Below are 26057 nucleotides of genomic sequence, written 5' to 3'. Positions count from 1 at the left end.
CTTCCCCCTAACTAATTAATTCATTTACAGTTTTCAACAAAGTCGGTCCACCAAGCGGCGTGTATGCTTGCGGCGGAATAATACCGCACGGAATGGATTCCTCTTCTGCAATTTTTTTTACAGAGTCAAATCGGTGTCTTATTTGAGGTGCAACCATTACAACATCCCAACCATTCTTTACTTCTTCCTCTACCTCATTCGTTCCAATTGCATGTACTTCCATGTGCATACCTTTTTTCTCCGCTTCTTTTTTTAAAGCGTTTACAACAATTGCGCTGGACATTCCTCCAGAACAAACGAATAAAACTTTCATTATTGAAGCCTCCTATACATATAAATTATTTCCTTCAAATGAAAGAAAGTTTCACTTTACTAACAAGCATATGAAGAAATGAAACGATTTAGTTATACTGAAAGTAAATTTCACTAAAAATATTTTTCCTATTAAATTAATGTTTCAATATTTATTTTTCTCGATTGCAAGACCAACCTCCCATCATATATTATTTTAAATAATCGTATAATAGGGAGGCGTATAAATGATTATGAAACGTTTATTAATGATGTGTTGTATCATCATCTTGTTTACTCCTTTCTCTTTCATTTCCCCTCACTCTACTTATGCTGAAGTAAATACTACTTACAAAAAGTATGAATTGCGCGCTGTATGGATCGCATCTGTTCTTAATATTGATTGGCCCTCAAAAACTGGCTTACCTATCGAAAAGCAGAAACAAGAATTTATAAAATTATTAGACGATGTAAAAAACACTGGTATGAATGCAGTCGTTGTACAAATAAAACCAACCGCTGATGCTTTTTATCCTTCAAATTACGGTCCTTGGTCTGAATACATTACAGGTACACAAGGAAAAGACCCTGGATACGACCCGCTCGCATTTATGATTGAAGAAGCACATAAAAGAAATATAGAATTCCACGCATGGATTAATCCATACCGAATAACGATGAATCACACTGATATAAATCGACTATCAGAAAATCACCCTGCAAGACAACATCCCGATTGGGTTGTACCTTACGGCGGGAAACTATATTACAACCCTGGTATTCCAGAAGTGAAAAACTTTATAACAGAAGGCGCTTTAGAAATCGTAAAAAATTATGATGTTGATGCAATTCATATGGACGATTATTTTTATCCTTATAAAGTAGTTGGCGAAGAATTTCCTGATCAAAAAACATTTGAATTATATAATAACGGGAATTTTTCAACTATCGAAGATTGGCGTCGCAATAATGTAAATGAACTCGTAAAAGGTTTAAATACTGCTATAAAACAAGAAAAATCATACGTAAAGTTTGGCATTAGTCCGTTCGGCGTATGGCGAAATATAGCTGACGATCCGACTGGTTCTAACACAACTGCAGGTCAAAGAAACTACGATGATCTTTATGCTGACACACGTGAGTGGATACAAAAAGGGTACATTGATTACATTACACCCCAAATATATTGGAATATCGGTTTCACACCTGCTGCATATGACATATTAGTAGATTGGTGGGTAAAAGAAACAAATAACAAACCTATTCACCTTTACATCGGTCAAGCGGCTTATAAAATTAATAACAACTCTGTCCCTGCTTGGTCTAATCCAGAAGAATATCCGAAGCAAATCGCTTTAAACCATCAATATCCACAAATAAAAGGTAGTATGCATTTCAGTTTAAAAGATATAAATAACAATCCACTTGGAATAAAAGATAGACTCTCCAAAGACATATATATACATCCTGCATTAATCCCGCCCATGCCTTGGCTTGATCATGATCCACCAAAACAACCTACTTTAAAAGGTGCCATTCCAAGAGATGACGGTATTGCTGTAGGAATAATTGACAATAGAGATAATGACTCTGCTTATTACGCCATTTACCGTGTGAATGGAAAAAATGAAGTGGATATACACAACCCAAAACATTTACTTACCACTGTAAGAAAAACAAAACTTGGAGAAATTTACGTAGATAAAACGGCTATTTCTGGAGAAACGTATACGTATGTGGTAACTGCAGTTGATCGATTGCATAACGAAAGTGTTGCTTCTAGTTATACTACCGTTAAGGCAAAATAAAATCTCAAAAAACGCCTTAAAGCTGAGAAACACTTAGCTTTTAAGGCGCTTTTTCTATTTATTCTTAAACTTCTCAGTCGCTGCTCTCATCTTCACATTCAAATCATGATCAATGGAGTCCCGAATATCACGCTCTACTACTTCCATTTCTTTTTTGAAATTTTGCAAGTAGACTTTTAACTCTTCTTCTTTTTCTGGTCGTTGTGACGGAGGTAATTGCACCACTAAAGATAACATCGCAGTTAAATCTTTCATTAAGAACGTTTCAAGTTTATGTTGTTGTTCAAACATACGCTGCTCTTGATAATACGGCAATGCATTTAATACTGAAATTGTAATATCATCAACTGTTCTTTGTAATGAAGGATTTATCGAGCGTTTATACGTTTGAATTGTATTCAATGCATCTGGATATCGATCATAAAAATACAATTTATAAAACGATAGGTCTGACGGTTTTACAGTTTGCTGCGTTTCTTGTCTTAAGAAATCTTTCACTTTCATCGCGGCCACATCGATATCTTCATTTGTAAGCTTTTTCGTTGTTTTTGCCATTACATGCACTTTTTTCTGTTTTTCTTTCGGTAACATTGAAAATACTTGCTCTCTCGTACGTTGACTTGATGTACAGAAAAGAGTATTCAATGTATGTTGTTCTTTCTTTCCTTCTGTACGAATCCATCGATAAAAGAGTGGATGTTGCGTAAACTCTTGTAAAAACGGTGTCGATTTATTCGATAACTTTTCTATAGAATCTTGCGCCCTCTTGTACGGTTTCGTCCATGAAAAATACAGTTTACGTCCGAAATATACTACTAAAACAACAACAGTAAATGCGATTAAAAGTAATGTACCTAATAGTACTAATACTGTTTGAATGAAACTCATTTTTTCACCTCCTCTAATAATCTGTTATTTTCTTGGACGTTGAATGAGTTTCTGCTTCATCTCATCATTAAATGTGTCTAATTCAATGACAAATTTCTTACTAGACTCAATAATACGTTCTGACGATTTCTCAGAAGCTTCAATCGCTGCGAATACATTTTGGAATGATTCACGTAATTTATCCATGCTAATAGCAGGATTTTCAAGCAACTTTGTTGTTTCTTCTGTATTTTGTTTCAATGCTTGAGAGTTACTTAATACCATTGATTCAATTGCTTCATTTGTCGCATTAACAGCATCAATTGTTTTACGTTGATTCGTTAATGCTAGTTGAATAGCAGCTGAAACTGTTACAACGTTTTGCGTCATCGTAATTGCATTACGAATTGCCTCTGTTAACTTTTCATTATTTTTCTTAATGATATCTACAGATGCGATCGATTGTAATAGTACACTTTTGGCTTGCTGCATATTACGTGTACGTACAAGTATCTTTTCTAATGCATCGTTTATTAATGGAATATCTCTTTGACGCTCTGGATTTTGCTTCTCAGCTTCAAGCATCCCAGCAAGTTTTTTCCCTAAGTATACTTGTTTATCAAGAGCATGAATTTTATCATGCGATTGCTCTTTTAACATTTCAAGGCCAACCGTATCTTCTTGCAAATTGTCACGGCCAATTAGAAGGGATCTAATAATCTCCTCGATTTGCTTATCTATAGATTGGTATTTATGCACATATGTTTCAAGTGGATTTTTTTTGAATACTTTAAACATTATTTTCTTCATACCACTTGCTTTTAATGAATTCGGATCAAGCTCTGATACCACTTTTCGTAACTCTAACAATGTATTTGGAATTTCTTCATTTTTCCCATTCATCATCGCTGTTACAGGACGTTTTAACGCCGATAACGTTTGTCCTGCTGCTTGTTGCTCTTTATCCCCTAAATCTCCTAGCTGAGACAATACTTTTGATAAATCTGTATTTTGCTCGCTATTTAACTTTTGTACATAAAGATCAGCTTCTTTATTCAATTCATCAAGTTCTTCATCTTTTATAACTGTATCAACTACTACTCCTACATTATTATCTTTCACAATTGATACGGGTTCTTTTTTCTCGAGTTCAGTCAACAAAATCGCTCCTTTATTTATATGTGCGAATTTATATGCACTATTTTTCATTTCATTTATCGTATTTCATGTACAATCAGTCTGTTTGAAATCGATTTTTCAAGAAATATCTGCTTATGCAGTCATTCCCTGTTTCTTAGTATAAGTATACCTGTTATCCACATTATTTTCCTCAGACTTAAGACCTAGAGAAGAACATGCTGAAGGCGGATTCTTCGTATGTTATCTATATAATTTACATTCTTTCTGTCATGCTGTAGTCAATCTTTTGACATTTGCCCGCTTTCAATGTGATAATTATATTACGTTCACTTCTATTTATTTTTGCGCGCTACAAATGCTCCCTTTTGAAACGCTAATAACACCGTTTCAAACACATCATCCTCTTCAATCATTTTTATGAAATCAGCTAATTCACTCGCATGGGAAGTTGCATTATCAATAACAAGAAATCCTTTTGGTTGTAACATACGTTTTATATGCTCAAACCACCACATGTATTGCGTACGCTCTGAATCTAGGAAAATAAAATCAAATGAATGATCTAATTGCAAATCTAAAAATGCCCCTGCTTCTTGATTATGAATATCGATTCTTTGTAACAGGTGTGCCTTTTCAAAATTGGCAAGTGCCTCTCCAACTCGTTCTGAAGAAAGCTCTACAGTTGTTACATTTCCATTTGTTTCTTCTACCGCATTCGCTAACCACAATGTAGAATAGCCATTAGAAGTTCCAATTTCTAAAATTTTTTTTGCATTACACCCTTTTACTAAAATTGATAAAAATTGCCCCATTTCACGAGAAACATTCCGTAATTTTTCTTCCCTTGTTTTTTTATTTCGATCATGCTCTTCTCCATATTGTTCAAGTTGCAATAATAATGAATCTACTGTATCCATTCTTTTCATCGCCTTTCCAAGCAATATGATGAAAAAGCTCTTGCTGCCCGTCTACTTTTTATTATATGCGAAACAAAAACCTTTTTCCTGTTATATGACAAAGATTTATAATTTTTTATAGCATATTGTTTCGTTTTTTGGTAAAGTTAATTTCTACGTGCAATTATTCCATTCATATTATTTCACATTAAAATTGCAGTTATTAAATTATATAAACCCCATTTAAATGAATCGGTATTTCAAATTCAATTAAGCGCCCTTTTCGGACGCATTTTCTTTGTTTATATATTTCCAGAAGAAAGGATGCTTACAAATGAACGTGATTAGCTTAGATGCTGCTCGAAAACGAAAGCAGCATAAAAAATTAATGATTACTATACCGATTATTACACGTATTTATGAAGAAGACGGGGAAATTAAATTTGAGGTAGCTGGCGAAAAAGATGTACCTCTTGAAATGTTAGAAAAATAATAAAAAACGCATTTCTGAAGAAATGCGTTTTTTATATTTTTACATTTAAATGCATAAGTTTTTCAGGGTTAACCATCATATAAATATTTGAAATTTTCTCATCCTCAAATGCAAACGAAAGAACATAAGTTACTTTATTATTTATTGTAACTATAACTCCTGGTATACCATTTACCATTTTGAAATCAACAGTGTACTCTTCAGTCAATCGTTGTGCAATTCCAAAGAACAAACGTATAATTCGATCCGCAGAATAAATCGGATGGATCGCAGTCGTAACTTTACCACCACCATCAGCTTTGAGTATAGCATCTGTTTTTAATACTTCTAGCATGCCTTCCGCATCCCCACACTGTAATGATGATACAAACTTTTCAACATAAGCAGCCATTTTCTCTGTGCTTAATTTTGATTGCTTCGGTTTCTCCAAAATGCTTTTTCGTGCACGTTGAAAGATCTTCCTGCAGTTCACACTACTCTTATCAACAATTGAAGCTATTTCTTCGTATTCATAACTGAAAACCTCTCTTAATATGAAAACAATCCTTTCTACTTCAGACAGTTGTTGTAAAAGTAATAAATATGCTGTGGAAAGGGATTCTTTCATTACAAATGACTCTGATGGCTCATCACTTTCTTCTACAAGTGGCTCTGGTAACCACATCCCCACATACACGTTACGTTTATGCGCTGCCGAACGTAATTTATCAATTGAACGATTTGTTGCCATCTTACACAAATATGCTTTCATATTTTCGATAGACTGAATATTCTCTATGTTATTCAGCGAGATAAATACATCCTGAACGATATCCTCGGCATCCATAACACTCCCAAGAATTCTATATGCTAACGAAAATAATAATGGTTGATACGCTTCATATAACTGCTCCGTTTCCATGATGAACACCCTCACTTTCTAATTGCTTTAAAATGTGTAACGCTGCACGTTTTCCGCTTGCTACTGCAGCATCAGCTAATAATTCATCCTGCCCAGTCCAATCACCTGCAACGTAAACACCTGGCATTTCAGGGATATTAGGACCTGGAGTTTCAACTCGTTCAATATGAAGAAAATCATATGCTACTGTTATTTTCGGTAAATATTGCTGCGCAACAACTTCTCTTTTCCAATTTGGATGTAACAACTCCATCGCACTTTCTAACTGTTCTTTATCTTCATGAATATGATTCATCTCTAGCGCAGGATTATGGTACTTAATTAGACTCACTGCAATGGATCCATCTTCACTTAATTTAGCTGCTCTTGATTGATTCGTGAAAAATATAGGTTGATCTAACCCTAATGCAAATTGATGTGTAGGATTGGGTAATCGTCTCAAACCAATATCTAATGCAGCAACGGTAACCGGTACCGATTGTTCACTCCATCTATGCAAACTTGTTCCTTCTGTCCCTTTTATTATTTTACAAGCCTCTTTCGGTGGAGTCGTCACGATGACTGTACCTACTTCAAATATATCATCGTCAAAACAATGTATTCTTTGTTTATCTTCATCATGCTCTATTTCCAAAACATGCTTTTTAGCCAAAAATTGCACCCCGACATTATTGGCTATATCTCTTAATTTTGTTATAATCGTCTCCCAACCACCATCTACATAAAGCACTCCTTCTTTTATAGAAAGCTGTATTTGCTTTAGTACAGATGATGCTAATTGTATTGTAGGAGCAAACGTATATGTTGTTGTCCGGCATAGCGCATAAAATATATTGCGAACCATTGGATCTTTTATTTCATTTTCTGCCCATGTAGTTAGACTCATTTCCGGAACTTCTCCTACATCTAAATTTCCTAAACGAATCATAAGACGTGAGAATTGTACTTTTGCAGACCACGAAAGTAGTGGTGTTGATAAAATTGAGCGAAAATCTGTTGGGATAGTGAATATATCCCCTTTCCATATTCCATGTGCTTTTGTAGATGGTATTCCACCTGGAAGATTCATACCGAGCTCATTAAAAGTTATAAACGCTGCCCCGCCTCTATATAAAGCATGTGCACCAAGATTCATGCAGATTCCATTTTTATTTATAGTCATCCCTCGGCCACCGAAGTGACTGGACTTTTCTAATACAATCACTTTCCTTCCTGCTTTCGCTAAATATATAGATGCTGTTAATCCAGCAAGCCCACCACCAACAATTGCTACATCAAATTTCTTCATAATAAAATCCCTCCTTATCGTTCTACATACAAGACGAACGATTAAGGAGGGATGTGACATAAAAATAAATTTTTATTACCCTACTTTATTTCATTACTTTTTAATTCGGTCATATTGCATACGAAATAACTCAATTGCAAATGGAATATCCTCTTCACTCTTTATATAATAACTGATCCATCCTGATTCAGGTAATACGTGATGTGGTTTTACCAATCCTTGCTTCACTAATTCATCTCGCTTTAACTTCGGAAATGGTAAATCAGCTAATTTATCACCATGAAGATGGCCAAGTTCTTTCTTACCATAATTTATTTCAATACCACCAAATCGGTGCGGTTTTTCAGAAACACCCGCCCAGCTGAGTACTTCATTTCTAATCATTTCACTAAATGACATGAACATTCACTCCTTATAAATGATTGATGTACTTTTAAATTAACATTTTCATTACTTTTTTCCATCAATCCAAAGTATGAATGGGAATACGAATATAGTTTAGTCTTAACACCTTATTCTTTATGAAATAAGTGAATTTATTAAACTACCGACAACAGCACAAAACAAAGACTAGACACATATCCTAATTTTGTAACCTAACTTACCTATAGAAAGGCGGGTAATACAATTGACTGCCAACATCGACTATACCTCCCCCTCAACCAATTTTACTTATGATGTAAATAAAAGTAATTTTTTTCGGAAAGATGCCCAAAATTATATAAATGTACTTGGCATTAAACAATTAAATACTTTAGAAAATACTTCTTTATTAGATATTTATTTAAGTACAGGCAATGTTGTAGAACCACATATTCATCAAAATGCAGCTGAACTTGTTTATTGTATTTCAGGGTCTGCTGTTGTTTCTTTACTTAATCCATTTACGAATCAAATATTAAACTTACCGATAAAACCGGGGCAAGTTGCCAACATTCCACAAGCGTGGTGGCATTATGAAATTGCTACAGCAGATAATACTCATTTATTAGCTATTTTTGATGCCCCTATCCCAGAAGTTATTTTCGGCTCTGATATTTTAAGATTAACTCCGGCTCATATGATGGCTCATACTTATTGTCTCAATGAACAACAATGGAAACAAGCAGTATCCCCAATTCAATCCACTACTGTAATTGGTCCTCCAGCAAACTGTAATCAAAACCGCGACATGATAAATCAGTCAACTCAGCCCCCTACTCAACAACAAAATCTATATTACCAAGATTCTTATTACTTCCCTCTTTACTGGGGGTATTAATTAGTATCATTTTAATAGAACCATCCTTTATCTCCTTGGAAAATACCAAGGAGATTTTTTATCGTAACAATTAATAGAGTTCATACATATAATATTTATATAATTAATTGGAGGTGATAGTACTATGAGTAATTATAACTATCGAAAAAACTACTCAAATAATAAAAATAGTAGCTCGTCAGCATCCTCTCAATCTTCCAATTCCCAATCTTCCAATTCCCAATCGCAAAGAGACTTAGCCGAGCAAGGCTATGTAAAGAAAAAAGGATGTAACTGCAATAAAAATAAATAGTTTATTTTATGGATGAATTCTTTTTTAAAAGAATTCATCTTTTTTTGCTGATCAGAAATTTTTAAAGTTACATAACTTATTCCTCAAATGAGGAAGGGTAAATTATACTTTTTTTATACGAACTTAACAAAGAGTAATTGTTCAATTGATTCATTATTTATTTTCTACAAAAATATAGTCCTCCCTAATTTTATTAGGAAGGACTATATACAAATCCCTGTTTAATTTCTAATTAAACATTGTAACAAATTAGACGATATTAATACCTGCACTTACAAATCCAGCAACTGCAGCTATTGGACTTGCTGCTGTTAATGAAACGTATAACAGTATTTTATCTCCAGCTGTTACTGGAATAGCTTCAGCTATGATCCCTGATGCTGTAGAACCAATCGCTATTGCGGCAAATGCTGGTGTTAATAATAGAGGTGCGCCTTGTACTGTAAACGTATTACTTGCTGGAGGTGCAGTTAATATTTGTATCTGCACTTGAACAGGTGATAATGGAGCTAATGCAGCTGTTGCACTAAAGAAACCTGCTAATGACGTAATAATGCCATCGCGCGGTGCTACAAATGCATAATCACCTATACCTAATGCTAATGTGATACTTGTTCCACCCGTTAATGCTATACCTGGCTGACTAAATCCAAATCCAAGAAGAGTTCCTGTATTAGCTATTAACGCGTTAACTAACGCAGATGGTGTTGTACCTGAAGCAAATGGAATAATAGCTCCGCCACCTGTTGCTCCTGTCGCTCCAGTTAAGCCTGTCGGACCTGTTGCTCCTGTTGGGCCTGTGTCTCCCGTTGGACCTGTTGGGCCTGTTGCTCCTGTGTCTCCTGTTGGACCTGTTGGGCCTGTTGCTCCTGTATCTCCCGTTGGACCTGTTGGGCCTGTTGCTCCTGTGCCTCCCGTTGGACCTGTTGGGCCTGTTGCTCCTGTGTCTCCCGTTGGACCTGTTGGGCCTGTCGCTCCTGCTCCTGTTGGGCCTGTTGCTCCTGTTGCTCCCGTTGCTCCCGTTGCTCCTGTTGCTCCTGTTGCTCCTGTTGGGCCTCCTCCTGGAGTAGCACCAATTAGTTGAACTAATAAGTTTAATAAAAGTTGTAAACTTGCAGGGTCAATAATTAAAGAGAAGAAGAATGGTGCAAGAGCACTGTAGAATTGTTGCAATAAGGAAAGCAATTGGCTTAAGTCTGGATTAGGAGATTGTAGTACATTGATAATACTTTGAATTAATTGTTTCAAATAATTACCTTCTGGAGAAGGTGGTAATTCATTTAGTAAATTTAATAGTTGAGTAAACAAATTGAGTAAAGCTAATCTGTTTGCGTCACTTGGATTTGCAAAAAATGCTGCAATAGCCGAAATTAAAGAATTTAGTAAAGTAATTAATCTACCTAATTGCTCACTAGTAATTGGAACTGTTTGTGGATTGTTACAACAATCTGGAGTGAAAACAATCGGATTATTGCAGTGGTTATGACCAAAACAATTATTACTTGTCATTTATGTCCTCCTTACTTGTTTTATATTTGAGTTTTTCCTATTATAAGGATCATAAAGTTGTAAAAGAGTATGTGTTATATATTGACTTAAAATAGGAAACATGAAATATAATTAAACTTGCAAACGCTATTTAATTATGTTCATGACTCACATATTAATTATATGTTTTTAATAATTGAGTGCTTAGATTAAACACCTAAACTTAAGAGTTTATTTTATTTTTCCACGTTTATCTCTTACCTCCAAAAATATCTATTAATTCGAATACAAAAATTCAAATTAACCCTTAGCATATATTCCATAAATACCAACATCGCTTTTTAATTGTAGTAAAAGTTATACCTTTAATAAAATTATGCTACTCTTCTAATCCTAAAGCCGTTTCTATTCTAGAAAACTCTCATACAATATAGTGGACAAGTTATTCAATACTTCGTTCCAATAAAATATGAATAGGAGTGAGAATTAATTGCCTATCATTCAACCATTTATGGCATCTAGAAGATTCACATCTACACTAGGAGCTGGGACTGGCACAGGCGCAGCCTTTGCGGTTGCTGCCACAGCTTGCTTAAACGATGCGGGTACTACTGCAACTGCATTTCCGACTTTCACGTATTACAACCTATATGTAAACGGTATCCTTCAGCCCAGTGTGAACTCCAGTGTTACTACTGGCCCTACTGGCGCTATTACAATCCCTGGTGGAGATGCATTAGACGGCGGAATTCCAATCACAATCGAATTTATCGTCACTTAATGTTAACGAATGTAATTTAAAACAAAAAAGACAGATTCCTTTTATAATAAGAATCTGTCTTTTTTAATTAATAATGATAAATTGCAAAATAATTGAAGACCCTTGCGATGGTGGTTGATTATCCAATAAAGTTAGTTTACCAGTACTAACTTCATAAAATGGTTGTGGTTGCAGAATCCCATTAATAAACAAATTAATATATGAAACCTCACTAGGTGATAATATATTCGTTGTACCATATTGAGCTATCCCATCTGCGTTTGTATATATAAGTTTCTCTCCATCTGAAAAAGTATAATATAACAAATTTGTTGTTGTTATGGGGCCAATCCCCCCAGTAGGACCTGTTGCTCCTGTTATCCCTGTTACTCCTGTTGCTCCTGTTACTCCTGTTACTCCCGTTGGCCCTGTTACTCCTGTTGCTCCCGTTGGCCCTGTTACTCCCGTTACTCCCGTTACTCCCGTTACTCCTGTTACTCCTGTTACTCCTGTTGCTCCTGTTACTCCTGTTACTCCCGTTGGCCCGGTTACTCCTGTTGCTCCCGTTGGCCCTGTTACTCCCGTTACTCCGGTTACTCCTGTTACTCCTGTTACTCCTGTTGCTCCGGTTGCTCCTGTTACTCCGGTTACTCCTGTTGCTCCCGTTGCTCCTGTTACTCCTGTTGCTCCTGTTACTCCTGTTGCTCCCGTTGCTCCTGTCGCTCCGGTTGCTCCTGTTACTCCCGTTGATCCTGTCGCTCCGGTTGCTCCTGTTACTCCGGTTACTCCCGTTGCCCCCGTTACTCCCGTTACTCCTGTTACTCCTGTTGCTCCCGTTGCTCCTGTTGCTCCTGTTGCTCCGGTTGATCCTGTCGGACCTGTTGCTCCTGTTGGGCCTGTGTCTCCCGTTGGACCTGTTGGGCCTGTTGCTCCTGTGTCTCCTGTTGGACCTGTTGGGCCTGTCGCTCCTGCTCCGGTTGCCCCCGTTACTCCGGTTGCTCCCGTTACTCCTGTTGCTCCCGTTACTCCCGTTGCTCCTGTTACTCCTGTTGCTCCTGTTACCCCTGTTGCTCCCGTTGCCCCTGTTACTCCCGTTGCTCCTGTTACTCCCGTTGCTCCTGTTACTCCCGTTGGCCCTGTACTTCCAGTCGGAACATAAATTGGTGGAAGAACTGGAAATGTAGGTCCAATATTCTCAGGTCCTATCCTACCTTTATTCATTGATAATTTATCATTCCGCTTCAATTCAATACCTCATTCCACACGTTTTTAACTAACATACATTATTATGACTCTATTATTAAGAAATAACTTCATAACTATTCTTTTTCTTTCCAAATGATTCATACATTTATTAAACATTTTACCGTTACTATAAACTACTACTATTAATAGAATAAAATGATAGTTCCATTCTAAAAATACTACACTTATTGGTATGTAATTTAAAAATGAGGTGATTTATATGCAAGATAAAAATGAAAAAATAAAAGAAGAACTACTATCAATGGCTCTTGAAATAATTCTTCCATACAGACTTACAGGACCTACTGGGAATACTGGGTCTACCGGAAGTACTGGACCTACCGGAAGTACTGGACCTACTGGAAGTACTGGACCTACCGGAAGTACTGGACCTACTGGAAGTACTGGACCTACCGGAAGTACTGGACCTACTGGAAGTACTGGACCTACTGGAAGTACTGGACCTACTGGAAGTACTGGACCTACCGGAAGTACTGGGTCAATAGTTACAACAAACTCTATGTTCGCTAATAATACATTAGGTGGTCCCATCTCAGTTATATTAGGTGGAACTAATATTCCACTTTCTAATAACCAAAGCCTCGGTAATTTTACAGTTAACGCTTCAAACGATGTATTTACAATTCCTGTAACCGGAAGATATCATTTAACCTATCAAGTTAATACGACAACTTCTCTACTCGCTGGAACAAGGTTACTATTAAACGCTTCAACTCCACTTTCTGGCTCTGTTTTTTCTCCCGCTATATCAACTTCAAATTATAATAATAATTTAATTACTAATTTAATTGCTGGTAATACAATTTCACTTCAATTATTCGGTATATTATCCATTGTTAATTTAGTTGGAGGTGGTTCAACAGGTGCCTCTCTAACAATTATACGAATCGATTAAAAAATGATTCATTCTTTTTCTAATACACATTATTAAATACCAAGTCTGTCATAATAATAAGAACCACCCAATTATTTCATGGCGTTGATTACGTAACACAGAACAAATTGCACTATATTTATAGTAGAAACTATCTATACTAAATTTTCCGTATATACATTATCAATTTACACTCACCCTTACCGATGTTACATTAAATATGAAGACAGTTTCTCCTTTACGAACCATCTCTCAATACGTATTTGAGAAACGTACTCCAATCCTATACGCGAGAGCAATACTATGTTGACACTCAAACGAGTGTCTTTTTTTGTAATTTAACACAAAATAAAAACCACCTTGTATAGATGGTTTTATCTTATATATATAAATGCACACTTATGTAGCTGGGTAATAAATTGTCATGCTTAATCGAGTCAACGATTTCCCTAAATTATGATAAGAGTGTGATCTATCGGCCTTAAAACGAATGGAATCTCCACTATTTAATTTATACTGACAATTATTCACTTTTATTGTCAATTCTCCTTCAAATACCGTTATAAATTCTTCTGCTCCTTCTTTATGCCCTTCTGAACTCAGTTCCCCTTCTGTTTCTATTTCAACTGTATACATTTCAAAATTTCTATCATCTTGAAAAGGAAAAGAAGGATACACTTTATATCTCCCATTATCTTCAGACAATACTTGAACATCATCCCGTAAAACAACTTTTATATCGGGTTGTGGATTATTGATTAAAGAAGTAAAAGACACTTTCAATCCATTAGCAATTTTCCATATTGTTGTTAGTGTCGGACTTGATTCTCCTCTTTCAATTTGTCCAATCATCGTTTTACTCACTCCTGTTAATTGAGAAACCTTTTCTAAACTTAATTTTTCTTTTTCTCGTATTGTTTTTAAATTTTTCGCTAGAATAAGTTGAATTTCTTCCATAAAAAAACACCCCTACACTATATACAATATAACGACCGTTATGTATAATAAAAAGCACACGTTATATTGTTCTTTTCGGTCATTATAACATACAAAAAATAATAAGGGGGTTTTGAAATGCCTATATTTTCTTTTTTATTATTTGTTTTTATAAGTAGTTTCACACCCGGCCCTAACAATTTTTTAGCTATGACATACGCCAATCAATACGGGTTAAAGAGGAGCATGCAATTTTGCTTTGGAGTAGCTTTCGGCTTTTTCATCCTCACTTCTTTATGTAGTTTCTTTAATGTAGTACTACTTAATATCTTACCCATAATCGAATTCCCTTTAAAAGTTTTAGGTGTAACATACATGTTATATTTAGCTTTTAAAATACTCACTAGTAAAGGCAGTACGAATCCCAGTGAAAAAGATAATAAAAACTTATTTACAGTGGGGATTTCTCTTCAATTCGTTAACCCTAAAGGGATATTATTCGGACTGACTGTAGTATCGACTTTCATACTCCCTTACTACAATTCATATTCAAGTTTTCTACTTTTTTCATTATTTCTAGGTGTAGTCGGTTTAATGAGTACATGTAGTTGGAGTTTATTTGGTTCAATATTCCAAAAATTATTAATAAAACATAACCAATTATTTAACATCATTATGGCCGTTTTATTAGTCTTCAGTGCCGTTTCAATCGTTATACACTAGTTCAATGCTCATTCTAATTTTAGATTTTTGTACTTTTTCATACCAATCTATATTTCCTAATCTTTGTCCTTAATGTCATAAATATTTAGTTTCCACACCCATCTGTTTTTTATTCACATACTGTCCTTAACTAACTACTTTTCTTTAGTAGAACTTTGATATGGGAATATTGCTGTACACAGATCCGCCCTTATTTATTCTCGTATTACCAGCCTATAACCCTTCATACCGTTTCATTGAGCACCTGATGCTGGATCAGAAATAAAGTATGGTAATTCCTTTAAAATTTTTTCAATTCTAGATTATCTATCTTCTAAAACAAAGTACTCAAAAAATAAAACCACAACTTAAAACATTAGTTGTGGTTTTATTTTTTCTTAATATTCACTTTAAAATCTATTTATAATAATACCGAAAAATACGGTATAATATAAATTACTGTTCTTTTGGAGGGTTATAATGGCTGATAAGTATAAAGTTTTCATTCTTATTGTTACCGCATTTTTTTCTTTCTTTTCTTTAATAAAAGATTTCCGCAACACTTCAAAAAGTTTCTTTTGGGGTAGTTTTGTAATTCTTACAAGCTTCATAATACTTTTAACACTCGCTTTAGATTTAACTCAAATACTCCTATATTCAACACAGATAGCGCTTGAGATTATTACAATACCACGCAAACTATTTCTACCATCTGTCACTGAGGCCGCTAGTTTTTGCTAACAACTCGTAATTCTAAAAAAACACGTAAATTACATCCCCTGAACAACTGTATATTCCACTCTTTTTGTAACTTAACTACGTTTAATCTGCATTTTTGCAACCTAAAACGCTATTCATATGTTTTACCAGAGATTCAAGGTGATACTGTCAAAGTATTTAATGAAAGACTATTGGGTTTAGCAATGTTTACAATCATTAAAAATGCGGTTTCTCTTTTCTACAGAAACCGCACCACATGAATATTATTATTAAATTTTAAACTGACTCGTATACAATTCAAAGTAAAATCCTCGATCTTCCATGAGAGATTCATGATTCCCTCTTTCTAAAATACTCCCATCCTTTATAACTAGGATTTGATCTGCCTTTTCAATCGTTTTGAGTCGATGAGCGATTACGAAACTCGTTCTACCTCTCATTAAATTGTTTAATCCTGCTTGAATTTGCAATTCTGTTCTCGTATCAATATTAGATGTCGCTTCATCAAGAATTAATATGTCTGCATCTGCTAAAATTGCCCTTGCAATCGCAAGAAGTTGTTTTTGTCCTTGACTTAAATTCGATCCTTCTGAAGCAATCTCTGTTTCATATTGTTTCGGTAAATGTTTAATAAAAGAATGTGCCGATGCAGCCTTTGCTGCATTGATTACTTCTTCATCACTTGCATGTAATCGTCCATAACGGATATTATCCATAATTGTCCCAGCAAATAAATACGTATCTTGTAAAACTACTCCTATTTTACTTCGTAAAGAATTGATATCATAATCTTTTATATCTTTTCCATCAATATGAATTTGTCCTTGCTGTATATCATAAAATCGAGTTAATAAGTTTATGATTGTTGTTTTTCCCGATCCCGTTGGACCAACTAAAGCAATTGTCTCTCCAGGCTGTGCCTTAAGACTTACTTCTTTTAAAATTGTTTTATTCTCCACATAACCAAACGAAACATTCTCAAGTTCAACATGCCCATGTATATTTTCTACAACGAATGCGTCTTTTTTATTTTGAATTTCTGGTACCTCATCCATAATTTCAAAAACACGTTCTCCACCCGCAACTGCCGCTTGAATCGTATTCATTAACGTTGCAAATTGACTTAGTGGTCTTGAAAATTGACGAGAATAATTAATAAACGCCGCAATGACACCTACTGTTGTCATACCGTTTAATACCATAACGGATCCAGTCCCAATTACAAGCCCCATTCCTAAGTTATTAATAAAGTTCATACTCGGAAAAATAAAAGCTGAAAATGTATCAGCCTTCGTTGCTGAAATTCTTAGTTGTTCATTAATTTTATTGAAATTTTGTACGGTTTCTTTTTCTTTCCCGTATAACGTTGTAACATCCGCGCCTGTTATAGCTTCTTCAATAAAACCATTTAATTCTCCTAAATCTTTTTGACGCTTTGCAAAGTTTTTACCACTATATGCAACAAGTTTTTTTGTAACGAAAAACATAATAGGTACTGTAATTAAAGTTACAAGTGCCAAAATCCAATTTAATGAGAACATCGCAATCGTCACACCTATAAAGGTTAACGCTGATGAAATAATCTGTACGACACTTTGCGTCAACGCTTGATTTAAATTGTCAATATCATTTGTCACACGGCTCATTAAATCACCTTGAGAACGTACATCAAAGAACCGTAAAGAAAGCGTTTGGATTTTCTCAAATATATCTTGTCGTATTTTTTGAATTGTCTTTAATGCAACATTAATCATGACATACGTTTGTAACCACGTTAAAAGCACCGTTACACCGTAAATTGCAATAAGTAACATACACATTCTTGCCGTACCGTTTAAATCTTTCGGTACAATATATTGATCTATAATTACTCCCATAAAATATGGACCTAATAACCCAAGTAATGTCGTAACAAATACTAGAAATATAACGAACATTAGAGCAGCCTTTTCATACCCCATATAGTTCCAAATCCGCTTTACAGTACCTTTAGTATTTTTAACTTTTCCACTCTTAGGCGAGTTACGTCCACCTTTATTAGCAAATTGTCCTTGAAAATTACGCATGTTCTTTCCCACCTTCTTTATGCAAATTACCACCTTGGGAAAGATAAATTTCCTGATATACCTCACATTGTTCTAGCAGTTGTTCATGTGTACCATCACCAACTAATTCACCATTATCTAATACGAGAATTTTATCAGCATCTATTATAGATGAGATTTTAGAAGCAATTAATAATGTCGTTGTTCCTTTATATTCTGTTCTTAATGCCGATTGAATGTTCGCTTCTGATTTCGCATCAACTGCTGATGTAGAATCATCTAATATAAGAATAGATGGTTTTCTCACAAGCGCTCTCGCAATGGATACACGTTGTTTTTGTCCACCTGATAAATTCGTCGCACCTTGTGTTAAGTTATAATGATACGATTCTTCCAACTTGTTAATAAACTCAGTAGCACACGCAGATGAAGCTGCTGTTTCCAATTCATCGTGTGTTGCATCTTCTTTACCGTAACGTAAATTCTCTTCTATACTTCCTGAGAACAACAATGCCTTTTGAGGTACAAAACCTATTGAAGCACGCAATTTTTGTAAATCGTACCTCTTAACATTTATTCCGTCAATACAAATTTCACCTTGCTCAATATCGTATAAGCGTGGTAGCAGTTTAGCTAAAGTAGACTTACCACTCCCTGTAGAACCGATAATCCCTACTTTTTCACCTTTACGTATGCTGAATGAAATATCTTTTAAAACGTATTCATTATTTTTCGTATAACTATAACTAACATCTTTAAAATCAATATTTCCTTCGATTTTCTCAGGTTCAATTGCGTTAGCTTCGTTCATAATATCAACTTCAGTATTTAAGACTTGTTGTACACGATCCGCAGATGGAAAAGCTCGAGCAATTTGAATAAATACCATACTAATAGACATAAGCGCCATTAAAATGATATTCAAATAGTTTATAAATGCTAAAATCGCACCTACTTGAAGAGTTCCATTAAATACTTTTTCTCCACCAATCCATAGTGTTGCGACAATCCCACCACTTACAACTAGCATAATTATTGGCATCATTAAGGAAATAAGCTGCACAGCTCGAATATTTATCTTCGTTAAATTTGTATTCACATTTCCAAACTGAGAAATTTCATATTTTTGTCTTACATACGCTTTTATAACACGTACACCAGATAAATTTTCTTGTAACTTTGTATTCACTTTATCTAATGCTTCTTGCACCTTTTTAAACGTTCCACTCGCTTTACTTGCAATTAAAATAATCGCCAGTAATAAAATTGGTACAACTACAAGTAATATTGGAAATAACTCCCTCGCTGTTACAAAAACAATAATTATACTTCCGATAAATAACAAAGGGCCACGAACGAGAACACGTAAAGTCATCGTCATCGCCGATTGAATTGATGTAATATCATTTGTCACAATCGTTAATAATTTTCCGGTTCCAAATGTATCCCGATTTTTACTGGAAAATGTTTCTATTTTTGTAAACACATCTTTTCGTATGTCTGTAGCGAAATTTACAGCTGCTTTTGTAGAATACATCATACACCCAAGTCCTCCAACTAACCCAAGTGCCGCTGCTCCTATCATAAGAAGCCCCATTTTTATTACATAATTCAAATCCCTATTTGCAATCCCAACATCAATAATATGTTGCATAATAGTCGGTTGAATTAAGTCCATCGCAACCTCAAGTACCATAAATAGCGGTCCAATAATAGCGAAGAACATGTATGGTTTTAAATACTGTAATAGCTTGCGAAATGATTTCATACATAATCTCCTTTTTCCATGAAATTACCACTGAGTAATTCATACCCCTCCTTATTTAAACCCTATAGTTTGTAATTTCTTCTTTACTTTTATTATATTATGCAAATTAATATTTAACATTATTAAATGATAAGCATTAATGACTTTTCGGTCAATAAATGTGCTTTATAAATATACAAATACAAAAACCGCATTCTTAATGAAAAGAATGCGGTTTTTTATCTATATTTCTTCAATTGTAAAATCGAAAAACTCAGTCTCAAATCCTTTATTTTTAGAAGGACTACACGTGTAAAAGCCTATTTTAACAGGCTCATTCCCTATATCCTCCATTAAATGAGCGATTCTTATTTGTTCCCATCGCTGACTTATTTTCACATATATTGAATAATCACCGCGTTTTCGAATAATTCGAAAACGAAGTTGTTGCTTAGCTGCTTCAGTTGGATAATCTTGCGTTGACCAGTCAGAATATCCATTATTCGTTACGACAGCACCTAAATGAGATGGCCCCTCAGGGATATATTCTAAAGAAGTTTTTAACCAACAGTTCTCCGAAATCATAACAAAAAGACCTGCTTGATCGTATGTCGCATTTGGATTCATACGTAACTGAACTTCAGCCTGAAAATCTGTCATAATCTCATTATAAAATACATGACCATTCATTATTTCAAAGCCATAATGTGTTTTCAGCCAAAAATCTGTTTCTGCCTTCGAATGGACAATGAATGTATGATTTTCTTCCAGTTTGTAATATTTAGGTACATTCATTACGGTAAGTTGCTCAATATGATTTGGTATATATGATGTTTTCATAATTCCTCCATAAAAAAGCAATTAAATTAATATTTAAAACTCGGTTAACACCGGGAATTTATAACCTTTAAAATCTAATTCCTTATTACTTCGAACCATTAAATACTTACTAGTCTGTAATTCTGTATATTGTACATCATCAATTCCTAATTGATCTGGGCAAAAATAAAATTCAATCTCCTTAAATTCCCCAGAGATTTCCTCACATAATTCATCTAAAATCGGAAGTACCGGAGCAAACACTCCATATAATTTTAGTTTTTGATTTTCTATTGTAAAAACAATCAACGTATCTAATTTCTCTGAATAATATAGGTTTTCATTCCATGTTGAATCATACATATTTAAATAAAACGAAGAGCGGTAATTTAACGTTGAAAATGTATTAGAAAGCCTTTGGCCATTTTCAATCATCTCATGTATTAATTGTCTATCCTCTTCATTATAAAAATCTAACTTTTTAAGTTGAGAATCTTTATCACTCTTGTTTTCGTATGATAGTTCCATCAAATATTCTTGCACAATTTGAAAACCAAATGGTTTATATAGTTCTGGATTTTCAGTAAATAAAAGCGCACACTCACATTGCTCATCAATTTCTTCTATCATCTTACTAAACAATTGTTTCATTAACCCATGTCGACGATGATTCGGATGTGTCATTACCGATTGAATACCCAATGCATTTATTTTTTCACCATTCATTAAAAGCGGAAGTGAAAATGCAGCAACATTCGCAATTACTTTGTTATCTTGTAAAAATGATAAAGCTTTATATGTATAATCCCAATATCCTTTCTCCGTAAAATCACGTAATGTTTGACTTTCAATACCAAACACTTCTTCAAATAAAGGAAATAACTGCTCTCTTTTCGGTTCTTCTATTAGAAGATTTGCAAATTTTTCAACATTCCCCATGTTGTCCCTCCATACTTCAATTCCATAAAATTATATATGGTTATATGACCTGACCTTAAAATAATAAGTCTTACAAATCAATATACTATCATAAAATATAAAAAAATAATCCAATTAATTTTATGTTTTCACAATTAGAAAAAAGTCGAATAAAACAATATTAAGATTTTTGTATATTGATAAGGTTATTATATAAAAACAGTGCTTTCTAGTTAGTTTTTACTATTAGAAATGCACTATTTATAAAAATATTTTTTTATTCTTTTATTCCTTCAAGCCTCTCCTTCGTATTTATTTCTTCTCCCCTCAGTCGCTTTTCAAATGTCTTTCTCCAACTAGTAGAAAGTGCATGTACTTCTAAAATTCTCTTTATCCCTTCTATATTTTGTTTTTCCTTATGCATAATACGATTAGCAAACGCTACTGTAATACTTATTGGATCAGACTTCAGCAACTTTAACGTATCAACTGGCGATACCCACCCTTCTTTTAATACACGAAAATAAAATCCTGTATATCCTGTTTCTTGAAAATACAGTGGTAACTTTGGAATATTGTATTTCTTAGCTAACTTAAAACAAGGTTGCCTTGGTTGCGTTACTTGTACTATCGCTTCTCCGAGCTCAAACGTATCACCGATACAAACATCCTCTTCACGCATACCACTTACTGTTATATTTTCTCCGAATGCTCCATATTCAAGGTCTTGATTCAATGTTTCTTCCCAATAACTATAATGTTCACCCGAATACACACAAACCGCTTTATCCACCCCTCCATGATGAACTAAATCCGCCTGACCATCACCTTTAAATTTTAAAAATGATAAATATATAGGTTCCTTTGTTTTCGTTTTATTTATACCCGTATGAATTAATTTTCCTCCATACATAACTTCTTTTGGGAATCCTATATTTAGTGATAGTACCTCATATAATTTATTCATCATAATTGCCTCTCTCACTTTCCGCACAATTTTTTAAAAGATTGATTTATTATTTCAAAACCTTTATCAATTTCTTCATTTGAAATAACTAGAGGCGGTAAAAAACGTAGTACATTATCAAATATCCCTGCCCCAATACTTATAAGCCCATTCTTCCAGAATTCATCAATTAATTGTACTGTTAGTTCTTTTGCTGGTTCTTTTGTTATACGATCCGTTACAAGTTCCATTGCAACCATTGCACCAATTCCACGAACGTCACCTATGACTTCGTATTTTAATTGCATTGCATGTAAATGTGCCATTATTCTATTTCCAATTTGTTGAGCTCTTTCAACTAGGTTTTCTTCTTCCATAATTTCAAATACAGCAAGACCGGCTGCGCATGATAACGGACTTCCTGCAAAGGTCCCACCGATTTGACCCCTTCCAGGAACATCCATAAACTCAGCGCGCCCAACAATCGCACTTAATGGTAAGCCTCCAGCTATTGATTTTGATAATGCAATAATGTCAGGTTCTATATTAAAATGTTCCGTTGCAAACCATTTTCCAGTTCTGCCAAATCCAGTTTGCACTTCATCCATGATCATTAAAATTCCATATTGATCACAAATTTCCCGGATTCGTTTTACAAATAAAATGGAAGGAACAATAAATCCCCCTTCTCCTTGTACTGGTTCCATTACGATTGCCGCTACTTTTTCAGGTGATACTTCCTCTAAAAATTTTTCAAACTGATAGATGACTTGAGAATCCACTTCTTCAGAAGAAACTCCTTCTGAAGCTCTGTAATAGTACGGATACGACAATATATGCATGTCTGAAACGAACGGGCCAAATCCTGCTTTATATGGGTTTTCTTTCGTTGATAAAGACATCGTCATTAATGTTCTCCCATGAAATCCTCGTTCAAACGAAATTACTTTACTTCTCCCTGTTACTTTACGTGCGATTTTTACAGCATTTTCAATCGCTTCCGCACCACTATTTGCAAACATCGTTTTTTTCTTACTTGTTCCTGGTATTTTTTCATTAATTTTCTCTGCTAAAGCAATATAGTTTTCATATGGAGTTACATGAAAACAAGGATGAATAAATGACTTTGCTTGTTCTTGTACCGCTCTTACAACTTTCGGATGACAATGACCAACATTTTGCATTCCAATACCACCAGCAAAATCAATAAACTGATTCCCATCTACATCTGTAATGATCGCTCCGCTAGCTTTTTTTACATATAAAGGCGTTAAATGATATATTCCTGTCGGTACAGCCTCCTCATACCTTTTTTGAAGTACTTTTGAATAACTGCCTGGTAATACGCTCGATTTCAACAATTCCTCTTCACCTCATCTAATCTTTATCATCAATCTATTTCTAATAAAGTGATTATAAATCGCACAAAATCATTGTTCAATTCAATTATTTATATAATAATGATAGGTATATCCTATGATTAAATTTGAGGTGATTCCAATCGAATTACGACAATTAGAATACTTTTTAGCTGTTTCGAAAGAATTGCATTTCACAAAGGCAGCCGAAAAATTAAACATTTCCCAACCTTCACTAAGTCAACAAATACGTGCGTTAGAACATGAAGTAGGAATGCCACTTTTCGATCGAATTGGTAAAAAGATATCTTTAACTGAAGCAGGAAAGATTTTATTATCACATAGTAAAACCATTTTTCATGAAGTCGAACAAGCCCGTTCTGCTATCCAGGACTTAAATGGATTACAGTACGGATCCTTAACAATCGGCTCATTGTTAACCGTTGTAAATTATTTACTACCGCCAACCCTTTTACACTTCAATACTCTTTATCCAAACATTGAGCTTTCTGTGTTAGGACTTCGCACAGGAGAAATTCGCGAAAAATTGTTACAAAACGAATTAGATATTGGTATTACATTTCTCCCGGTACAAGATAAAGAAATTGTTTCTATCCCGCTATATAAAAGTGAACTTACATTAGTTATTCCAATCGGTCATCCTTTAAGTGAGCTTGATCACGTGTCTATTAAAGAATTACAGAACTACCCTTTAATCCTTCTACCAAAAAACTTTTATTTAACAGAACTACTTACGACCTATTGTCAAAACTTTAGCTTCAAACCAAAACCAATTTTAGAAATTAGTACGATGGAATCTTTAATTCAAATGGTTTCAAAAGGTATGGGAATTACAGTGTTACCCAAACCGTATATAGACTTTTTGCAAAACGAAAACATTCAAGCTATTAAAATAGAAGATCCTACTCCAACTATAGATATAGGACTGATTTATAGAAAAGATAAATATATGTGCGCTGCAACTCGAGAATTTATTGAGCAACTAAAAATAACAGTACATTCTTTACAAAACTAATGGATATTTATAAAAACACTATAAAAACTAATTCATTTTAAATTCTCACTAAAATAAGAACTAGGATACTTTTACAATCAATAGTTTCCTAGTTCTTATAATACATGTGTAACTCTATTATGCTAAATGATTCCCTTTTCCACCAACGTCTCTGCGATTTGAACTGAATTCCAAGCCGCACCTTTTAACAAATTATCGGAAACGATCCAAAGATGGAATCCTTTTGGCATATCAGGGTCTTTCCTAATTCTCCCGACAAACGTATCTATTTTCCCTTCTGCATATAATGGCATTGGATACAGCTGTTCACTAGGGTTATCTTGTAAAATAACACCTGGTGCATCAAGCAGTATTTCTTTAATTTCTGTAACAGTTGTTTCTTTTTCAAGTTCTATATAAACTGATTCTGAATGCCCTGATACAACTGGAACACGTACACAAGTAGCTGCCATTTTCAGGTTTGGATCTTCTAAAATTTTCTTCGTCTCTTGAATCATCTTTACTTCTTCGAAGGTGAAATCATTATCAGTGAATATATCTACTTGAGGCAGTACATTAAACGCAATTGGATAATGCTTTTTATCTTTTTTCGCTGGTAATATAGCACTCTCCACTTCTTCACCTGTAAGCATCGACTTAGCTTGTTCTTTTAATTCATGAATCGCATGAATTCCAGAACCTGATACAGCTTGATAAGTGGAAACGATAATTCGTTCTAAACCGAATGATTTTCGGATTGGCTGAAGAGCTGTTACCATCTGTAATGCTGAACAATTCGGAACTGCAATAATACCGTTATGCTCCTTTAAAGTGTGTGCATTAACCTCTGGAACAACGAGCGGTACATCGTGTACCATTCGGTACTCACTTGTGTTATCAATTACGATTGCGCCACTGGAAACTGCGTGATTTACAAATTGTCTAGACACTTCTCCTCCAGCACTGAAAAAGGCAATATCTACACTTTCAAAACTAGTTGTTTTTGCCTCTTGTATTGTAATCTCTCGCCCTTTAAATTGTACTTTCTTACCAGCAGATCGTTTTGACGAAAGGAATGTAACTTCAGCTATATTAAACTTTGTTTCTTGTTCTAACAGTTCAATAATTTTCTGACCTACTGCACCTGTAGCTCCAACAACAGCTACATGATAGCTCTTTTTACTCATTTTTTCTCCTCCAATACTGCTTACATGAATTTCCCCACA

General features: G+C 34.5%; 25 protein-coding genes. 8 read left to right on the top strand and 17 right to left on the bottom strand.

Going from position 1 to position 26057, the window contains the following annotated elements; translation table 11 throughout:
• Positions 1–7 precede the first annotated feature (7 nt).
• Complete coding sequence (locus ACS2MN_RS02675; RefSeq protein ID WP_346994205.1) at positions 8–313, bottom strand: PTS sugar transporter subunit IIB; 306 nt, start codon at positions 311–313, stop codon at positions 8–10.
• Positions 314–539: 226 nt separating this feature from the next.
• Here ACS2MN_RS02675 and ACS2MN_RS02670 point away from each other — a divergent pair, with 226 nt between their 5' ends.
• A complete protein-coding gene (locus ACS2MN_RS02670; RefSeq protein ID WP_346994206.1) occupies positions 540–2099 on the top strand; it encodes a glycoside hydrolase family 10 protein in 1560 nt (519 codons plus the stop codon).
• A 54-nt stretch (positions 2100–2153) separates the two neighbouring features.
• Here ACS2MN_RS02670 and ACS2MN_RS02665 read toward each other — a convergent pair whose 3' ends face one another.
• From ACS2MN_RS02665 to ACS2MN_RS02655, 3 genes are all read right to left on the bottom strand, one after another.
• Positions 2154–2987 (bottom strand): DUF3974 domain-containing protein, encoded by an 834-nt coding sequence (locus ACS2MN_RS02665; protein ID WP_000008388.1) that lies wholly within the window; start codon positions 2985–2987, stop codon positions 2154–2156.
• 24 nt (positions 2988–3011) lie between these two features.
• Positions 3012–4124: a toxic anion resistance protein gene (locus ACS2MN_RS02660; protein WP_000137414.1), complete on the bottom strand. Its 1113-nt coding sequence runs from the start codon at positions 4122–4124 to the stop codon at positions 3012–3014.
• A gap of 314 nt (positions 4125–4438) precedes the next feature.
• On the bottom strand, positions 4439–5032 hold the full coding sequence (locus tag ACS2MN_RS02655; protein ID WP_043322974.1) for an O-methyltransferase: 594 nt from the start codon (positions 5030–5032) through the stop codon (positions 4439–4441).
• 304 nt (positions 5033–5336) lie between these two features.
• Between ACS2MN_RS02655 and ACS2MN_RS02650 the strand changes: the two genes are divergently transcribed.
• Entirely contained in the window at positions 5337–5495 is a 159-nt protein-coding gene (locus tag ACS2MN_RS02650) for a hypothetical protein (RefSeq protein WP_001100984.1), read from the top strand.
• Between the two features lie 31 nt (positions 5496–5526).
• Here the strand turns inward: ACS2MN_RS02650 and ACS2MN_RS02645 are convergent, their stop codons facing one another.
• The 3 genes from ACS2MN_RS02645 to ACS2MN_RS02635 form a co-directional block, all read right to left on the bottom strand.
• Entirely contained in the window at positions 5527–6396 is an 870-nt protein-coding gene (locus ACS2MN_RS02645; protein ID WP_000447155.1) for a sigma-70 family RNA polymerase sigma factor, read from the bottom strand.
• Positions 6374–7684: a phytoene desaturase family protein gene (locus ACS2MN_RS02640; protein WP_000712993.1), complete on the bottom strand. Its 1311-nt coding sequence runs from the start codon at positions 7682–7684 to the stop codon at positions 6374–6376. Before ACS2MN_RS02640 ends, ACS2MN_RS02645 begins: the two co-directional genes overlap by 23 nt.
• 93 nt (positions 7685–7777) lie before the next feature.
• Positions 7778–8083, bottom strand: a complete 306-nt coding sequence (locus tag ACS2MN_RS02635) for a luciferase domain-containing protein (protein WP_000010317.1) — start codon at positions 8081–8083, stop codon at positions 7778–7780.
• Between the two features lie 229 nt (positions 8084–8312).
• Here ACS2MN_RS02635 and ACS2MN_RS02630 point away from each other — a divergent pair, with 229 nt between their 5' ends.
• Positions 8313–8945 carry a cupin domain-containing protein gene (locus tag ACS2MN_RS02630; protein WP_000126318.1) on the top strand — a complete coding sequence of 211 codons (633 nt, stop codon included), beginning with the start codon at positions 8313–8315 and terminating at the stop codon, positions 8943–8945.
• Between the two features lie 541 nt (positions 8946–9486).
• Here ACS2MN_RS02630 and ACS2MN_RS02625 read toward each other — a convergent pair.
• Positions 9487–10746, bottom strand: a complete 1260-nt coding sequence (locus tag ACS2MN_RS02625; protein ID WP_098709654.1) for an exosporium glycoprotein BclB-related protein — start codon at positions 10744–10746, stop codon at positions 9487–9489.
• Positions 10747–11215: 469 nt separating this feature from the next.
• Between ACS2MN_RS02625 and ACS2MN_RS02620 the strand changes: the two genes are divergently transcribed.
• A complete protein-coding gene (locus ACS2MN_RS02620; protein ID WP_001121652.1) occupies positions 11216–11506 on the top strand; it encodes a DUF4183 domain-containing protein in 291 nt (96 codons plus the stop codon).
• 63 nt (positions 11507–11569) lie between these two features.
• On the opposite strand, the gene ACS2MN_RS02615 is transcribed toward ACS2MN_RS02620, so the two are convergent.
• A complete protein-coding gene (locus ACS2MN_RS02615; RefSeq protein ID WP_438894656.1) occupies positions 11570–12730 on the bottom strand; it encodes a DUF4183 domain-containing protein in 1161 nt (386 codons plus the stop codon).
• Between the two features lie 220 nt (positions 12731–12950).
• Here ACS2MN_RS02615 and ACS2MN_RS02610 point away from each other — a divergent pair, with 220 nt between their 5' ends.
• Positions 12951–13646, top strand: a complete 696-nt coding sequence (locus ACS2MN_RS02610) for a BclA C-terminal domain-containing protein (protein ID WP_438894655.1) — start codon at positions 12951–12953, stop codon at positions 13644–13646.
• A gap of 378 nt (positions 13647–14024) precedes the next feature.
• On the opposite strand, the gene ACS2MN_RS02605 is transcribed toward ACS2MN_RS02610, so the two are convergent.
• Complete coding sequence (locus ACS2MN_RS02605) at positions 14025–14582, bottom strand: helix-turn-helix domain-containing protein (RefSeq protein WP_000391306.1); 558 nt, start codon at positions 14580–14582, stop codon at positions 14025–14027.
• Positions 14583–14699: 117 nt separating this feature from the next.
• On the opposite strand from ACS2MN_RS02605, the gene ACS2MN_RS02600 reads away from it, so the two are divergent.
• Entirely contained in the window at positions 14700–15284 is a 585-nt protein-coding gene (locus tag ACS2MN_RS02600) for a LysE family translocator (protein ID WP_001121301.1), read from the top strand.
• Positions 15285–15743: 459 nt separating this feature from the next.
• Positions 15744–16004 (top strand): hypothetical protein, encoded by a 261-nt coding sequence (locus tag ACS2MN_RS02595; protein WP_000774136.1) that lies wholly within the window; start codon positions 15744–15746, stop codon positions 16002–16004.
• A 248-nt stretch (positions 16005–16252) separates the two neighbouring features.
• Here the strand turns inward: ACS2MN_RS02595 and ACS2MN_RS02590 are convergent, their stop codons facing one another.
• From ACS2MN_RS02590 to gabT, 6 genes are all read right to left on the bottom strand, one after another.
• Positions 16253–18049: an ABC transporter ATP-binding protein gene (locus ACS2MN_RS02590; protein WP_087949989.1), complete on the bottom strand. Its 1797-nt coding sequence runs from the start codon at positions 18047–18049 to the stop codon at positions 16253–16255.
• A complete protein-coding gene (locus tag ACS2MN_RS02585) occupies positions 18042–19796 on the bottom strand; it encodes an ABC transporter ATP-binding protein (protein ID WP_000834797.1) in 1755 nt (584 codons plus the stop codon). The genes ACS2MN_RS02590 and ACS2MN_RS02585 overlap by 8 nt, the downstream gene beginning before the upstream one ends.
• Positions 19797–20018: 222 nt before the next feature.
• Entirely contained in the window at positions 20019–20615 is a 597-nt protein-coding gene (locus tag ACS2MN_RS02580; protein WP_000858458.1) for a DUF1349 domain-containing protein, read from the bottom strand.
• Positions 20616–20648: 33 nt separating this feature from the next.
• Positions 20649–21533 (bottom strand): GNAT family N-acetyltransferase, encoded by an 885-nt coding sequence (locus ACS2MN_RS02575; RefSeq protein ID WP_346994208.1) that lies wholly within the window; start codon positions 21531–21533, stop codon positions 20649–20651.
• A 256-nt stretch (positions 21534–21789) separates the two neighbouring features.
• Positions 21790–22482, bottom strand: a complete 693-nt coding sequence (locus tag ACS2MN_RS02570) for an MOSC domain-containing protein (RefSeq protein ID WP_002038647.1) — start codon at positions 22480–22482, stop codon at positions 21790–21792.
• 11 nt (positions 22483–22493) lie between these two features.
• Complete coding sequence (gene gabT, locus ACS2MN_RS02565; protein ID WP_346994209.1) at positions 22494–23819, bottom strand: 4-aminobutyrate--2-oxoglutarate transaminase; 1326 nt, start codon at positions 23817–23819, stop codon at positions 22494–22496.
• A gap of 130 nt (positions 23820–23949) precedes the next feature.
• On the opposite strand from gabT, the gene ACS2MN_RS02560 reads away from it, so the two are divergent.
• Entirely contained in the window at positions 23950–24852 is a 903-nt protein-coding gene (locus ACS2MN_RS02560) for a LysR family transcriptional regulator (protein WP_080595679.1), read from the top strand.
• Positions 24853–24974: 122 nt separating this feature from the next.
• Here the strand turns inward: ACS2MN_RS02560 and ACS2MN_RS02555 are convergent, their stop codons facing one another.
• Entirely contained in the window at positions 24975–26018 is a 1044-nt protein-coding gene (locus tag ACS2MN_RS02555) for an aspartate-semialdehyde dehydrogenase (protein WP_087949994.1), read from the bottom strand.
• Positions 26019–26057: the final 39 nt, after the last annotated feature.

The sequence above is a fragment of the Bacillus cereus group sp. BceL062 genome, from assembly GCF_051780025.1.
Classification (GTDB): domain Bacteria; phylum Bacillota; class Bacilli; order Bacillales; family Bacillaceae_G; genus Bacillus_A; species Bacillus_A toyonensis.
The sequence above is the reverse complement of the archived record's forward strand: the minus strand, read 5'-3'. Positions and strand labels throughout refer to the sequence as shown.

Excerpts from the sequence above, each read along its gene's own strand:
- ACS2MN_RS02655 (WP_043322974.1), bottom strand. The coding sequence starts at position 5,032 with ATGAAAAGAATGGATACAGTAGATTCATTATTATTGCAACTTGAACAA.
- ACS2MN_RS02610 (WP_438894655.1), top strand. The coding sequence starts at position 12,951 with ATGCAAGATAAAAATGAAAAAATAAAAGAAGAACTACTATCAATGGCT.
- ACS2MN_RS02570 (WP_002038647.1), bottom strand. The coding sequence starts at position 22,482 with ATGATGAATAAATTATATGAGGTACTATCACTAAATATAGGATTCCCA.
- ACS2MN_RS02580 (WP_000858458.1), bottom strand. The coding sequence starts at position 20,615 with ATGAAAACATCATATATACCAAATCATATTGAGCAACTTACCGTAATG.
- ACS2MN_RS02595 (WP_000774136.1), top strand. The coding sequence starts at position 15,744 with ATGGCTGATAAGTATAAAGTTTTCATTCTTATTGTTACCGCATTTTTT.
- ACS2MN_RS02555 (WP_087949994.1), bottom strand. The coding sequence starts at position 26,018 with ATGAGTAAAAAGAGCTATCATGTAGCTGTTGTTGGAGCTACAGGTGCA.
- ACS2MN_RS02675 (WP_346994205.1), bottom strand. The coding sequence starts at position 313 with ATGAAAGTTTTATTCGTTTGTTCTGGAGGAATGTCCAGCGCAATTGTT.
- ACS2MN_RS02625 (WP_098709654.1), bottom strand. The coding sequence starts at position 10,746 with ATGACAAGTAATAATTGTTTTGGTCATAACCACTGCAATAATCCGATT.
- ACS2MN_RS02640 (WP_000712993.1), bottom strand. The coding sequence starts at position 7,684 with ATGAAGAAATTTGATGTAGCAATTGTTGGTGGTGGGCTTGCTGGATTA.
- ACS2MN_RS02600 (WP_001121301.1), top strand. The coding sequence starts at position 14,700 with ATGCCTATATTTTCTTTTTTATTATTTGTTTTTATAAGTAGTTTCACA.
- ACS2MN_RS02670 (WP_346994206.1), top strand. The coding sequence starts at position 540 with ATGATTATGAAACGTTTATTAATGATGTGTTGTATCATCATCTTGTTT.
- ACS2MN_RS02575 (WP_346994208.1), bottom strand. The coding sequence starts at position 21,533 with ATGGGGAATGTTGAAAAATTTGCAAATCTTCTAATAGAAGAACCGAAA.
- ACS2MN_RS02645 (WP_000447155.1), bottom strand. The coding sequence starts at position 6,396 with ATGGAAACGGAGCAGTTATATGAAGCGTATCAACCATTATTATTTTCG.
- ACS2MN_RS02650 (WP_001100984.1), top strand. The coding sequence starts at position 5,337 with ATGAACGTGATTAGCTTAGATGCTGCTCGAAAACGAAAGCAGCATAAA.
- ACS2MN_RS02665 (WP_000008388.1), bottom strand. The coding sequence starts at position 2,987 with ATGAGTTTCATTCAAACAGTATTAGTACTATTAGGTACATTACTTTTA.
- ACS2MN_RS02635 (WP_000010317.1), bottom strand. The coding sequence starts at position 8,083 with ATGTCATTTAGTGAAATGATTAGAAATGAAGTACTCAGCTGGGCGGGT.
- ACS2MN_RS02585 (WP_000834797.1), bottom strand. The coding sequence starts at position 19,796 with ATGAAATCATTTCGCAAGCTATTACAGTATTTAAAACCATACATGTTC.
- ACS2MN_RS02605 (WP_000391306.1), bottom strand. The coding sequence starts at position 14,582 with ATGGAAGAAATTCAACTTATTCTAGCGAAAAATTTAAAAACAATACGA.
- ACS2MN_RS02590 (WP_087949989.1), bottom strand. The coding sequence starts at position 18,049 with ATGCGTAATTTTCAAGGACAATTTGCTAATAAAGGTGGACGTAACTCG.